The sequence below is a fragment of the Amycolatopsis sp. AA4 genome (assembly GCF_002796545.1).
In the GTDB taxonomy this organism is placed as follows: domain Bacteria; phylum Actinomycetota; class Actinomycetes; order Mycobacteriales; family Pseudonocardiaceae; genus Amycolatopsis.
The window spans coordinates 3,294,751-3,307,986 of record NZ_CP024894.1 but is presented as its reverse complement, the minus strand read 5'-3'; the positions used below and the strand labels follow the sequence as shown (position 1 = coordinate 3,307,986).

Genomic DNA, 13,236 nt, shown 5'->3' with positions numbered 1-13,236 from the left:
CGGCGGATCAGACCGCGTCCAGTTCGGACTGGGGCGGCGCGGGCGCGGTCTCGTCGTCGATCCGGTCCAGCTCCCGGCCCCGGGTTTCCGGCGCGCAGAAGACCATGAACACCACGGCCCCGACGACGAGCAGGCCGAGCAGGGCGAACGTCAGCGGCAGCCCGAGCACCGGCCACAGCACGCTGCCGAACAGCAGCGGCGCGAACCCGGTGACCGCCCGGCTGGACGACGACGCCCAGCCGAAGCCCGACGCTCGCAGCTCCGTCGGGTACAGCTCGGACACGAAGGCGTACATCACCGGGATGACGACGAGCGAGAACAGCCCGAACGCGCCGATCGCCACCACCGCGGCCCCCGCCGACCCGAGCACCAGCGAGAAGATCACCAGCGTGACCGCAGCGAGCGGCCCGGCCGCGGCGATCACCCGCTTGCGGCCGATGCGGTCCACCAGCAGCACCGCCACCACGACGCCGACGATACCGAGCGCGTTCATCAAAGTGGTCGAAGCGAACGCGGCGATCTCGCCGAAGCCCTGCGCCTTGAGAATCGACGGCATCCAGCTCAGCGCCGCGTAGTACACCAGCATCACGGAGATGAACAGCGCCCAGGCGACCCCGGTGACCTTCGGGTGGTACGCCCACACCCGGCGCAGCTGGTCGACCGCCGCGAACACCCCGCCGCCGCGCTTGTCCTCCTGAACCGCGGGCGGAATCCGATACTGCTCCTTCGGTGCGCCCGTGCGCTCGACGAGATCGTCGATGACCAGCCGGGCTTCCGCCTCGCGTCCCTTGCGCACCAGGTACAACGGCGATTCCGGGACCCCGCGGCGGGCCCAGAACAACAGCACCGCGGGCAGGATCATCAGCACCAGCATCCACCGCCAGTTCCCGGATACCGGAACCAGCAGCGTCGCCGACGCCCCCGCGAGCGTCGTCCCGATCGGCCACCATCCGTCCATTGCGGACAGCACCCGGCCGCGCTGCTTGCGCGGCGAAAACTCGCTGACAATCGCGTAATCCACCGGAATACAGCCGCCCAGCCCGACTCCGGCCAGGAACCGCAGCAGCAGGAACACCTCGATATTCGGCGACAACGCCGCGAACACCGAGAAGAACGCGAACAACAGCAACGTGATGCTGAACGCCCGCTTCCGCCCGATCCGGTCCGCGACCGTCCCCCAGGCGACCGCCCCGACCGCCATGCCGATCAGGTTGGCGGTGGCGACGAACCCGCGTTGCGTGGCCGACAGCCCGAATTCCGTGCCCACCAGCGGGGTGAGGAATCCGTTCAGCGCCACGTCCCAGGCGTCGAACATGTAGCCGAGCCCGCCGATGAGGAAGATCTTGCCCTGGACGCGCCAGCGCCACGGCAAGTCCTGGACCACTTGGTCTCCGGTACGCATAGCCTTTGCTCCTTTGCGAAGTCTGCGTGGGCCGTATTGTGCTATCGGGCGAACTGGTAGTGAATGGATTCGTTGTCCGGGTCGTTGAGCGGAGTCCCGTTCCACAGCCAGTCGTAGGACACGTCGGACTCGCCGTCGAAGCTCCGCAGCTTTTCGTCGCGCTCGCGCTGCTCCGGACCGTCCGGCAGGTGGTAGAAACTCATGTTCCGCAGGGAGGCGTCCTGCACCATCCCCGCGTGCTTGGCCCGCCGGTGCACGTACCGCGTCAACGCGCTGTCGATCCCGTCGCGCGTCGCCTGCCCCAGCTCCTCCGCGAGAACCGCCCCGTCCTCCATGGCCTGCGACGCCCCTTGCGCCTGATACGGAAGCATCGCGTGACAAGCGTCCCCGAGCAACGCCACGCGCCCGTCGACCCACACCGGATCGCGCCGCCGCCGGTACATCGCCCAGACCGACACGTCGTCCTTGGCCTTCGACAGCATCATCGGCACGCGATCGTCCCAATCGGAATACTCCGCCGCGAGCTGCTCCGCGCTGGCGGGCGCACTCCAGTTCTTCTCGACTTCCTCCGTGCACGGCACAATCGCCACCACGTTGAGATACTCGCCGCCGCGGATCATGTAGTGCACGAGATGCTTGTCCGGCCCGTACCAAATCGTAGAATGATAACGATCGACCAGGAACCGAGTCGCCGGATCCGCCGCGATCGAATCCCCCGGAATCAACGCCCGGTACGCCATCTCGCCAGAAAACGCGAGCGTATCGTCGAACCCGGCGAGATCCCTTACCGCAGAACGAATCCCGTCCGCCCCGACGACGACGTCACCCTCGAACCGCCGCCCGTCCTCGGTGATCACCGCGGGCCGCTCCGGATTCCCGCGATCGAGATCAACGACCTTCGCCGCGGTAGCCACCTTCACCACCGGCCCGGCCCCGTCCGGATCAATACAGGCCCGCAGCAGGACGGAATGCAAATCCGCCCGATGATAATGCCAATACGGCGCCCCGTACTTGTCGACGACCCGCTGCCCCAGCGGCAATTGCGCGATAATACTGCCATCAGCCCACCGCCGCCGAACCTGATCCTGCGGCTCGCACCGCACCTTCTGCAACTCGGCCCGCAACCCCAACCCGATCAAGATCCGGCTGGCATTGGGCGCAGTCTGAATGCCGGCCCCAATCTCCCCCAACTGCGGCGCGGCTTCGACCACCGTGACCCGCAACCCGCGCTGCCGCAACGACAAGGCAGCACACAGCCCGCCCAGTCCGCCCCCCGCGACCACGACCTCGAAAGACTGACTCGCCGCCACCGCTGACCTCCTACCCGCTAGCCCCGCCATACGCTCCGTGCCGGTTAATCCGAACACGGATTATCCGAACACGCAATAGTCCGGCGAGAATTTCGCGCACAGCAGGTGGTTCGCATGCTCTGGGTACAGACCCGGTCACCGAACGATGCTCCCGCCGAAGCCTGCCGCACCCCAGACGACCGCGACCAGCTCAGGCAGAAGCGGCTTCACCCGAGCAGTTGCGCTCAACCCCGCGCCGCAGGTTGGCGTCGCACCCCATCCCGCTCACCACCGCGCGAACAGTCCGTGAAGGGCCTTGAGGGAATCTAATTCCCTCAAGGAGCCCTTCACGGACCTTGAGGCCCTCGGGGTTCCCCTCACGACCCCTCCCCGCGCCCGCCGGATCGACCCCAATGCCACATTGGGTGCGTCCCACGCACCGAACGCCACATTGGGTGCGCCACATGCACCGAACGCCACATTGGGTGCGCCACATGCACCCAATGCCACATTGGGTGCGTCACATGCACCCAATGCCACATTGGGGCGCTCCCCGCTCCGCCCAACGCAGCGGCCCCCGAGCCGCGCAACAAACCGCCGCCGCTGCACCCAGCCCCCGGGGGCACCCGCCCCTCCCCCAACCCCGATACAAAGCCGCCCTGCGGTTCGGGGGTGCTTGTCAAGGCATCTTTCCCGCCTTGACAAGCACCCCCGAACCGTCAGCACAATGAAAAATCGGGGTGCCCCACGCAACCAAGGCGCAGCAATGTCGCCCCCCAGGGCGACGAGCCGCCGACTCAGATCTCCGCCCCCTCAGCAACCGCCTCCCACAACGCCCCCAGCTCATTCAGCCACCCGGCCACCTCAGCCCGCCGCTCCTCCGGACACCCCGCGAGCAACGCCTGATCCAACTTCCGAGTCCGCCGAGTAACCTCCCGAAACGCGGCCACCCCGTCCTCAGTCAACGTCAACACCTTGGCCCGAGCATCATGCGGCGCAGGCCCCCGAACAATCAGCCCGCGATTCTCCAACCGCCGACAGACATCAGCCATAGTCGACGTATCCAGCGCAACCGCCTTAGCCAACGCAGTCTGGTCAAACCCGGGATAAGCCCGCACCGCCGACAACACCGCGAACTGAGGCCCAGTCAGCACCGAGTCGACATGCCGATTCCAGGCCGCCAAATACGCCTGATACAACCGCCGAGCCCCATACCCCGGCGCGGCCGCGAGATCCGCCGGCGCCTCCAGACTGACCCGCCGCCCCGCCCGCGAGCCGCCCTTGGCTGACCCACCCACTGCTGTCGACATCCCTCGACCTTAACTACGCACCCGCGCCCCGGCAGCCGTCCAGCCCGCCGAAGCCTGTCCCCGCATTCCCTGCCCGCCCACGATAGTACGTCCCCGGACAAAGTTCGGCTCGGCCGCACAACTCAAGCCGGAACAGCCGTCTTCCCCTGATCCCGGCCGAACAGGGCAGCCCCGCCCATCAGGAACAACTCGAGACCACCCGCCGCTGCCGCCACGCAGTCGCCAACAGCCCACGATGCGCCACCGGATGATGAGCCAGCCCGCCGCCCGAAATGCCGGTATTCGCCCCGAAAATCCCGCACCTCCAGCGCGGCCCTGTCCGGGCCCCTTTCCTCTGTGCACACCTTCTCCAATCCCTTTCCGCAGAGGCAAAGCACGGGTGGAGTCGCGCAGCATCCGACCGGCTTGACCCCAAAATCGCGGCACCATGAGCCACCAGTCACCACTCCGGCCGCGAACTCCCCAGCTCAGGCGTAGTCCCCTCCCACCGCGGCGGGGTCTCGCTCATCCGGATCACCGGCCCCAGACTCTTCAGATCGCCATAAACCGTCCCCTCGTCCACCACCGCGTAGCGCTCGAATTCCTCCGGCGAAAGACGGCCCGGCGCATCCGCGTAATCCGTCACCAACCCTTGCCGCTGCAGCAGCATCGACGATTGGCACAGCGAAACCCGCACGTGATAAGACCCGCCCTCCCGAGCCCGCCGCGCCAAAGCCAGCATCGCGCCGTAACTCCCCAGAAAACCGGTGAGGAAATCGCACAAATACACCGGTGTCAACTGTGGACGCTCGCCGCCTTGAATCACACACGCCCCAGTCACGGCCTGCGCGACCTGGTCCCACCCAGCCCGCGTCCCAAACGGACCGCCGGAGCCAAAGCAGTTCACGCTCAGATAAACGATCCCCGGACGCAGCGCCGCGAGATCCTCCGGACCGAAACCGTGCGCCGACATCCGACCCGGGCGGTAGCCTTCGACGAACACATCGGCAGCGCTCGCCAAAGCACGCAACCGCGCGGCATCGTCCACTGTGGAGTAATCGAGATAGGCGCTTCGCTTGCCATGACTGGTATCCCGCACGAACGGCGCTACCTGCGGCAAATGCGGAGCAGTCACCATCAGCACGTTGGCACCGTGCTCGGCCAGACTCAGCGCAGCGGTGGGACCAGCCAGAATGCGGGTCAGATCCAAGACCCGGACGTCGGAAAGCGGCGAAGAACCACCCTCCGGCAACGGCGACGGCGCGCTGTCGGCGATCTTGGTGATCTCGACGACCGGACGCGAGGCCAGATAGGCCCCGTGCGGGTGAGCCAGCCATTCCTCCGGCGTCCGCACAACTCCCCCGCACGCACCAGCAGCGGCGATGGCGTCTTCGAGATCGTCAGCTTTCCACTTGGCAACCGCAGACGCGACCGAGGAAGGCGTCGCCTCGCAGCCAAGGACATCCAGAACGCGACGTTCCAGATGCGGCAGGTTGAAGTGCGGCAGAAACCACCGTCCATCCGCAGTCGGCCAAGGCTGGGTGAGCGCGACCATGCGCTCGACCGCAGGCGAGAGCGGCGCGGGCCGGAAGGAGCCGTCCGCAGCGCGGATGAGCGTCATGTCCTCACCGCCGAGTGCGGTGGCCGCGGCAGCCCGGACGTCGACAGCGATCTTCTGCCGACGTCCAGTGCGCAACTCCCACAGGTCGTTCGCGGCGACCGCACGGGCGGCAAGGGCGTCGGCGAGCGTCTCGCCGATCCGGAACGGTGAGGCGAAAAGCGGATCCGAACCGGTGATCGTGACCTCGTCGGCCGCGGGACGAGGAGCGTCGCGCAAGGTCATCAGTTCTTCGAAGGCGTCCATTGTCATTCCTTTCCGGCCGAAGCCACGTCGACCACGTTGCGGCCGGTACCGATGCCGGCCAGGAGCGAAGCGGCGGCGTCCTTGGCCTCCGCGAGGGGGACGACCCGGGTCACGGAGTCCAGGAGCGCCGGGTCAAGCAACTGGGCCAACCGCTGCCAGGCGGCTTCGCGGCGAAGCGGAGGCGTGCGGACCGAGTCGATCCCGAGCAGGGAGACGCCGCGCAGGATGAACGGCAGGACATTGCCGGGGTACTCGGCGCCCCCGGCGAGCCCGCAGGTCGTCGCGACGCCGGAGTGTTGCAGGCCAGCGAGCGCGCCGGCGAGGACGGGGCCGCCGACCGCGTCGACCACGCCTGCCCAGCGTTGTTTGCCTAGCGGCTTACCGGAAAAAGCCAGGTCAGTGCGGTCGATGACGTGAGCGGCGCCCAGCGCGGTGAGTTGCGAGGACAGCTCGGCGGGACGGCCAGTGGCGGCGACGACCTCGTACCGAGCCGCCGCGAGCAGCGTTACCGCGAGCGAGCCGACCCCGCCACCCGCGCCGGTGACCAGGATCGGGCCGGTTTCCGGAGCCAACCCGTGGCGTTCCAGCGCGAGCAGACTGAGCGCCGCGGTGAATCCGGCGGTGCCGATCGCCGCGGCCCGCAACGGCCCGAGCTGCGCGGGGACGCGGACAAGGTCGTCGCCGTTGACCGCGGCGAGGCCAGCCAGCCCGCCGTGCAGATCTTCGCCGAGGCCCGCGCCGTTGAGCGTGACGACATCTCCCGCTCGCCAGCGCGGATGCCGGGACGCGAGCACCTCGCCGGTCAGGTCGATCCCGGCGACGAGCGGACGCCGCCGGACGACGCCGGGGCGGCCGTGCAGCGCGAGGGCGTCTTTGTAATTGATGCTGGAGTACCGCACGCGAACGGTGGTGTCGAGGTCGTCCAGCAGCGCCGGGTCGAGCCGGTCGAGCGTCGCGCCGGCGGCGTCGCGGACGAGCCAGCCGGGGAAGGTCTCCTGGTCCATGCTTCCAACGCTAGAAATCCGAGACCCGGCAGGGAAATGCCGGGCACAGCGACGCCATGCGCGACGGGCATAGCTGGGTAGGCTGCCGCCATGGAGGTCGAACTGCGGCATCTGCGCGCGTTCGTGACGGTCGCGACGTGCGGCACGTTCACGGCCGCGAGCCGCGAACTGCTGATCACCCAGCCCGCGCTCACGCGCACGATCCAGCAGCTCGAGGAGGCCGTCGGCACCCGCCTGCTGGAGCGCACGCCGCGCGGCGTCGCACCGACCGAGACCGGAGGCGAACTGCTCGGACGCCTGCGCGTCGTATTGCGCGACCTCGACACCGCACTCGCCGCGGCGGGCGGAAACGCCGGGCTGCGGATCGGATTCCAGTGGGCGCTGCCAGATCCGTGGGCGAGCGACGTGCTGACCGCCTTCGAAACCGCGACCGGCGCGACCGCCACCCTTCTTCGCCGCGACGACATTGTGGCTGCCCTGCATTCCGGCGACGTCGACTCGGCATTGGTGCGCGGGGAAATCGACGCTTCCGGGATCAGCGGAACATTGCTGTTCGAGGAAGACCGGCTGGCCGCCGTCGCCGCGAATTCGGAATTGGCGACGCGTGCGGAATTGGACTGGACGGAACTGGCCGAGCATCCGGTGGTCGTGAACACGGTCAGCGGCGCGACCAGCCCGCTCGACTGGCCGCCGGAAAACCGGCCCGCGCAGGTGATTCAGTGCGGCAGCTACGACGAATGGCTCACGATCATCGCGTCCGGCCGGGCGGTCGGGTCGACGACCACCTCGGCCGCGGAAGCCCATACGCACGCCCGCGTCGCGCATCTCCCGTTGCGGAACGCACCCCGCGTGGCGCTGCGCCTGCTGTGGCCGACGCGCCGGTCAAACGATCCGCTGCTGCGGCGGTTCAGCGAAGTGGCGCATTCCGTTCAGCGAGCGTCGTAGTCCGCGCGGGCCTTTTCGATTTTCGGCAAATGCTCGACGCTCCATTCCAGCAAGGGTGCCGTCGCTTCGCGAAGAGTCCGGCCCATGGCCGTCAGTTCGTAGGAAACGTGCGGCGGCATGACATTGTGGACAGTCCGCGTGAGAATTCCGTCGCGTTCCAGATCCCGCAGGGTCACGGTGAGCATGCGCTGACTGATGCCCTCGATCTCCCTTTTGAGTTCCGTGAACCGCCGCGGGCCGTCGCGCAGCATGCGGACGATCAGCAGCGCCCACTTGTCCCCCACGATCTCGAGGACCACACGGGTCCGGCACACCTCGTCGGCCATGGTTACCTCCGGAGAACCGGGGCACTAATTAGTGCCTTATTGCCCGCTCCCGCGCGGACGATCACGATGGTTCTCGAACAGTACCGGGTTACTTCTGGTAACCGCTAATCCGGGAACGAGGAACCTTAAGATGACAACGTTTGTGCTGGTCCACGGCGCGTGGCACAGCGGCCGGGCCTGGGACCGGGTGGTCCCGCTGCTGGAGGCGGCCGGGCACCGCGTGCTCGCGCCGTCGCTGACCGGCTACGGCGACAAGAAACACCTGCTCAGCCCCGAAGTCGGGCTCGACACGCATGCCCAGGACGTCGTGGCCCTGCTCCGCCGCGAGGAAGACGTGGTGCTGGTCGGCCACAGCTATGCCGGGCTGGTCATTTCGTCGGCCGCGAACGAGGTGCCGGACCGGGTCGCCGAGCTGGTCTATCTCGACGCGATGGTGCCCGAGGACGGCGAGACCGCGGTCGACGTCCAGCCGGTCAGCCAAAGCCTGATCGACCTGGCCCGGGAGCACGGCGACGGCTGGCGCGTCCCGCCGCTGCCCGAGCGGCCCGCGCCGTTCGGACTGTTCGGCGTCACCGACCCCGACGACGTCGCCTGGCTGCGCGAAATGCTCTCCGACCAGCCGGTCCGCTGCCTGCAGCAACCGGTCCGGCTCGACAATCCGGCCGCGCGGGCGATCCCGCGCACGCACATCCACTGCGTCGGCGCGACCCCGGAGGGCATCGTCCGCCGTCCGGTCCCGGCGATCCAGCCGAACGGGACGCCGGCGCAGGTGTGGGAGCTGCCGACCGGACACGACTGCATGATCACGATGCCGGCCGAGCTGAGCGAACTGCTGCTGAAACTGGCCTAGCCACGCATGTGCCCACCAGGCAAATTTGCCTAGTGGGCACTTTCATGGCTACCTTGGGAGCATCGCACCCGGGGGAAGGACGTCCAGTCATGCCGAAAACCGCCGCGCCGGAAGAAACCAGCCCGTTCCCCCGGCGCGTCAAGATCGGCATCGCCGGGGCGCTGTCCGGCATGGCGCTGGGCATGCTGGACAGCTACATCGTCGCCACCGCGCTGCCCAGCATCGCCGCGGATCTCGGCGGCCCGGGGTCGATGACCTGGATCATCACCGCCTACGCGCTGGCGATCGCGGCGTCCACCCAGGTGTGGGGCAAGCTCAGCGACCAGTTCGACCGCAAGGCGATGTTCCTGCTGTCGGTGACGCTGTTTCTGGCCGGGTCCGTGCTGTGCGGGGTGGCCCCGACCATGGGCGCGCTGATCGGTTTCCGCGCGCTGCAAGGCATCGGGGCCGGCGGGCTGCTCGTCGGCACGATGGCGATGGTCCAGGTTCTGGTGCCCGCCAAGGAATCCACGCGGATCTCGAGCTGGACCGGCCTGCTGCTGGGCGGCTCCCTCGTCGGCGGCCCGCTGGCCGGCGGCTTCCTCGCCGACACGCTCGGCTGGCGCTGGATCTTCTACGTCAACGTCCCGTTCGGAGCGCTCTGTCTCATCGGGACAGTCGTCGGCGTCCAGCTGCCCGCGAAGAACGGAAAGGCGAGAATCGATTACGGCGGAACGGTTTTGCTCGTCGCCGCAGTCACCTGCCTGACCCTGGCGACCAGCTGGGCGGGCACCCGCTACGCCTGGAACTCGCCGACAATCCTCGGCCTGTGCGCGGTCGCGGTCGCCGCGCTGACCGCGTTCGTCTTCGTGGAACGCCGTTGCCCCGAACCGCTCGTCCCGTTCCGGATGTTCCGCACCCGCAATTTCGCGCTCGCCCAGGTGCTCGGCTTCGCCTTCAACGTCACCATGGTCGCGACAGTCACCTTCACCTTCCTCCCGCTGTACTTCCAGAACGCGCGGGACGTGCCGCCGTCGCTCAGCGGCTTGCTGCTGCTTCCGATGACGGCCGGGATGGTCGTGGTGATGAACGGAAGCTCGAAATACCTCCGCCGCACCGGCCGTTTCCGGATCCTGCCGATCCTCGGCAGCGCCTGCGTCACCGCCGGCATGGCCGGGGTCTGCGTCCTCGGCCCGGACACCGACCCGCTGCTCGCCTCGCTGGTCGGCCTGCCGCTCGGGGCCGGGCTCGGCTGCCTGATCCAGAACACGATCCTGATCACCCGGCTGAGCGTCGAACCCCGCGACCTCGGCGCGGCGCTCGGCCTGGGCTCGCTGACCCGGACCCTGGGCAGCGGCATCGGCGCGGCCCTGTTCGGCTCGCTGTACGTCGGCGCACTCGCCGCGGGCCCCACCCCGGCAGCGGTGACCGACGGCCTGCACGCGGTCGCCGCGGCGACGCTCATCGTCGCGCTGCTTTCCCTGGCGGCCGCGTACTGCGTCCGCGAGGTCCCGCTCCTCGACCCGCACTGACCTGCGGATTCCAGCGGTATTCCAGATCCGTTCCATACCGTCCCGGCAGCGTCCTCCACGGTGCGTCGAGTCCGCCGGGAGGGTGGGACCGATTGCCAAAGGGGGACGAACCGGCCGGGCCAGACCCTCCCGGCCGGTTCGGGCAAGGGCGGTCGCAACCCCAGGCTCCGCCCTTGCCCGCTCTTCGCCTCCGGTGCCGGTGCTTCCGGACGCAGCGGCGCTCTCCTGCTGGACTGTCCCGGCTGTCTGGGCAGCTTCGGCGGGCGTTTCACGACGGTGCCGGACGCCCTGCGCGCGGCGCGCAGCGCCGCTGCCGAAAAAGCAGGCAGTCTGCGCGGCACGAACTACGCGGAACCGGTAGGCCGGGTGGCAGGCGCGCTGCCCGGCGGGGGCGCAGCGCCAGCCGCCGCGCACTGCCAGGACGCCTTGTCCACCACGTTCACCGAATGGTGCGCCGAAGCCCAGCGTCTCGCCGATAACCTCGGCGTGGCAGCCGACCGGTATCAACAGGGCGACCACACGGCCGCCGGGGTGTTCCCGCCTGCCGCGCCGACGATGCACGGACCGCGCTGATGGTCTCAGTGGCCGACGTCCGCACATGGAATCCCGGCACTCTCGACGAAATCTGCGCACTCTTGCGGGCGCGAACACAGGCAATCGTCAGCGACGGGGACGACTACGGCAAAGTCCTGCCGGTCGAGGGCTGGACCGGGCCCGCCGCCGACAGCGCGGCCGGACAGCACCGCGCGTTGATGCGGCAACTCGACACGATCGCCGCCGGAGCCGCCGCATTGGGCAAGGCGATCGGACAAGCGTCCGACGCCATCATGGGAGTCCAGAGCGCGCTGAAAAATGCTGATGAGCTAGCCAGAAAGTACGGGTTCGCGATCACCGCAGACGGTGCGATCGTCTGCATCTACGCAGGCCAGCCGCCGCCGGAGCTGCATCCGCAAGACCGCGCACGAGCACAGACGCAGTTGACCGACGAGGTCGCGCAGATCTTGCGCACCGCCAACGACATCGATGCCGACCTCGCGTCAGTGCTCGACCGCGCAGCAGCGGGTCAGTTCGGCACCGGGGACGAATCCACCGTCGCCGCCGCTGCCGCAGACGGGGCGAAGAACCCCGGTCTGACGCTGCCCGAACCCCCGCCGAACGCGACCCCGGCGCAAAACGCCGCCTGGTGGGCCACCCTCTCCGCAGCGGAGCGGAACAGTCTCTTCCGCGACCGACCTGGGACGATCGGGGCGATGAACGGTCTGCCCGCCGTCGACCGCGACCGGGCGAACCGGATTGTCCTCGACCGCGATTACCAGGACTTGCAGCACCAGCGCGACGACCTCCGCCGCCGGCTGAACGGAATGAAACGCAGCGATCCGCAACAGCAGGAAGAATACCTCTCCCTGGAGCGGCAACTAGACGCGCTGAACGGCAAGATCACCGGCATGGACCAGATCAGGAACCGGCTCGACCATGCCTTGCCCGGCCAGCCGCCCGCTTTCCTGCTGGGTGTCGACCCGGCGAACTCCGGACACGCCATCGTGGCCATCGGCGACCCCGACCACGCCGTCAACGTCGCCACCTACGTCCCCGGCACCACCGCCGGCGTCAACGACGGGATGGCTACCGACATCTACCGATCAGACGCGATGATGCACATGGCGACACAAATGGGGTCCCCTTCCACTTCCGTGATCACCTGGGCGGGATACGACGCGCCGCAAACCCTGGCGGACGCGGCGAGCACCGGATACGCCGACGAAGCCGAACCTTCGCTCCGCAGCTTTCAAGACGGACTCGGGGCCGCGCACCACGGCCCGATGAACACCACCGTCGTCGGGCACAGCTACGGCACCACCGTCGTCGGCCAAACCGCCCGCGACCTCGGGTTGCCCGCCGACAGACTCGTCATGGTCGCCAGCCCCGGCGTCGGCGTCGATCACGCCGACCAGCTGCATCTCGACGGCACCCCGCAAGACCAAGTCGGCCAGCACGTCTACTCCACCAAAGCCTTGACCGACCCCATTCCCGTCTTCACCAACTTCGACGGCCCCGACATCGGACTCGACAACGTCGATCCCCTCGGACCCGACCCCACCACCGACTGGTTCGGCGGAAGAACCTTCCATTCCGACGCAGGAAACCCCGCCACCTCCCACAGTGACTACTGGAACAGGGACTCTTCCTCGCTCAAGTCACTCGGCAAGATCATCGCAGGAAGCAATCCATGACACTTAAGATCGCCCGCAACGTTCGACAGCGGACTCTGCTTGCTGCATTTATGCTATCGCTGCTCACTTTGATTTCCTGCGGAGGAGGCGCGGCTATGCAACCCACTTTGTCAGCCGAGCAGGCCCATGAAAAAGTGCAGGCTCTGGTAAATTCTGCCGCAGCCGCCTCTTTTCCGGCAGGATACAAGCTGACAGAGCTTCCGCTTCAGCCTGAGCCTTGCACAGACGATTCCGACCAGGAAACCGGCCAGGTGATCGTCGGTGTCACCTACTGGATCGACGGACCGGACCGCGCTCGCAACAACGAGTACTACGAAAAGCTCAAAAAATGGTGGCAGGACAACCGCTGGACGATCGAGAACGACACCTGGACGGGCGAGCATTTCGCCAACGCTCGCAGCAGCGACGGCTACCTCATGAGCCTGACCGGCACGGTCACCGGACCCGTCGTGGGCCGTTTGACCGTCGGGGCCAGTTCGCCGTGCATCTGGCCGCACGGAACGCCGGAACCCCGTTCCTGACCGG

General features: G+C 68.1%; 12 protein-coding genes. 6 read left to right on the top strand and 6 right to left on the bottom strand.

Features of this window, described 5'->3' with window-relative positions:
• Positions 1–7: 7 nt before the first annotated feature.
• From CU254_RS15715 to CU254_RS15695, 5 genes are all read right to left on the bottom strand, one after another.
• A complete protein-coding gene (locus CU254_RS15715; RefSeq protein ID WP_037713780.1) occupies positions 8–1,402 on the bottom strand; it encodes an MFS transporter in 1,395 nt (464 codons plus the stop codon).
• 41 nt (positions 1,403–1,443) lie between these two features.
• Positions 1,444–2,712 carry an FAD-dependent monooxygenase gene (locus CU254_RS15710; protein ID WP_009077304.1) on the bottom strand — a complete coding sequence of 423 codons (1,269 nt, stop codon included), beginning with the start codon at positions 2,710–2,712 and terminating at the stop codon, positions 1,444–1,446.
• A gap of 776 nt (positions 2,713–3,488) precedes the next feature.
• Positions 3,489–3,989: a MarR family winged helix-turn-helix transcriptional regulator gene (locus CU254_RS15705; protein WP_009077302.1), complete on the bottom strand. Its 501-nt coding sequence runs from the start codon at positions 3,987–3,989 to the stop codon at positions 3,489–3,491.
• Between the two features lie 451 nt (positions 3,990–4,440).
• Complete coding sequence (locus CU254_RS15700; protein WP_234392830.1) at positions 4,441–5,844, bottom strand: CoA transferase; 1,404 nt, start codon at positions 5,842–5,844, stop codon at positions 4,441–4,443.
• A gap of 2 nt (positions 5,845–5,846) precedes the next feature.
• Complete coding sequence (locus CU254_RS15695) at positions 5,847–6,848, bottom strand: acryloyl-CoA reductase (RefSeq protein WP_100266800.1); 1,002 nt, start codon at positions 6,846–6,848, stop codon at positions 5,847–5,849.
• A gap of 90 nt (positions 6,849–6,938) precedes the next feature.
• On the opposite strand from CU254_RS15695, the gene CU254_RS15690 reads away from it, so the two are divergent.
• The gene (locus tag CU254_RS15690; protein WP_009077297.1) at positions 6,939–7,793 is read left to right on the top strand and encodes a LysR family transcriptional regulator; all 855 of its coding nucleotides are present in this window, start codon (positions 6,939–6,941) and stop codon (positions 7,791–7,793) included.
• Here CU254_RS15690 and CU254_RS15685 read toward each other — a convergent pair.
• Positions 7,778–8,119 carry a helix-turn-helix domain-containing protein gene (locus CU254_RS15685; protein ID WP_009077296.1) on the bottom strand — a complete coding sequence of 114 codons (342 nt, stop codon included), beginning with the start codon at positions 8,117–8,119 and terminating at the stop codon, positions 7,778–7,780. The genes CU254_RS15690 and CU254_RS15685 overlap by 16 nt on opposite strands.
• Before the next feature lie 130 nt (positions 8,120–8,249).
• Between CU254_RS15685 and CU254_RS15680 the strand changes: the two genes are divergently transcribed.
• The 5 genes from CU254_RS15680 (at position 8,250) to CU254_RS15660 (ending at position 13,232) form a co-directional block, all read left to right on the top strand.
• On the top strand, positions 8,250–8,969 hold the full coding sequence (locus CU254_RS15680) for an alpha/beta fold hydrolase (RefSeq protein ID WP_009077295.1): 720 nt from the start codon (positions 8,250–8,252) through the stop codon (positions 8,967–8,969).
• A gap of 89 nt (positions 8,970–9,058) precedes the next feature.
• Positions 9,059–10,480 carry an MFS transporter gene (locus CU254_RS15675; protein ID WP_037713778.1) on the top strand — a complete coding sequence of 474 codons (1,422 nt, stop codon included), beginning with the start codon at positions 9,059–9,061 and terminating at the stop codon, positions 10,478–10,480.
• 276 nt (positions 10,481–10,756) lie between these two features.
• Positions 10,757–11,053, top strand: a complete 297-nt coding sequence (locus CU254_RS43045) for a type VII secretion target (RefSeq protein ID WP_037713776.1) — start codon at positions 10,757–10,759, stop codon at positions 11,051–11,053.
• 218 nt (positions 11,054–11,271) lie between these two features.
• Positions 11,272–12,711 (top strand): alpha/beta hydrolase, encoded by a 1,440-nt coding sequence (locus CU254_RS15665; RefSeq protein WP_158688036.1) that lies wholly within the window; start codon positions 11,272–11,274, stop codon positions 12,709–12,711.
• Positions 12,708–13,232, top strand: a complete 525-nt coding sequence (locus tag CU254_RS15660; protein ID WP_009077288.1) for a hypothetical protein — start codon at positions 12,708–12,710, stop codon at positions 13,230–13,232. The genes CU254_RS15665 and CU254_RS15660 overlap by 4 nt, the downstream gene beginning before the upstream one ends.
• Positions 13,233–13,236 lie beyond the last annotated feature (4 nt).

Bases quoted from the DNA above. Each gene is read 5' to 3' on its own strand.
- CU254_RS15685 (WP_009077296.1), bottom strand. From the start codon at position 8,119: ATGGCCGACGAGGTGTGCCGGACCCGTGTGGTCCTCGAGATCGTGGGG.
- CU254_RS15690 (WP_009077297.1), top strand. From the start codon at position 6,939: ATGGAGGTCGAACTGCGGCATCTGCGCGCGTTCGTGACGGTCGCGACG.
- CU254_RS15680 (WP_009077295.1), top strand. From the start codon at position 8,250: ATGACAACGTTTGTGCTGGTCCACGGCGCGTGGCACAGCGGCCGGGCC.
- CU254_RS15695 (WP_100266800.1), bottom strand. From the start codon at position 6,848: ATGGACCAGGAGACCTTCCCCGGCTGGCTCGTCCGCGACGCCGCCGGC.
- CU254_RS15715 (WP_037713780.1), bottom strand. From the start codon at position 1,402: ATGCGTACCGGAGACCAAGTGGTCCAGGACTTGCCGTGGCGCTGGCGC.
- CU254_RS15675 (WP_037713778.1), top strand. From the start codon at position 9,059: ATGCCGAAAACCGCCGCGCCGGAAGAAACCAGCCCGTTCCCCCGGCGC.
- CU254_RS15660 (WP_009077288.1), top strand. From the start codon at position 12,708: ATGACACTTAAGATCGCCCGCAACGTTCGACAGCGGACTCTGCTTGCT.
- CU254_RS15700 (WP_234392830.1), bottom strand. From the start codon at position 5,844: ATGGACGCCTTCGAAGAACTGATGACCTTGCGCGACGCTCCTCGTCCC.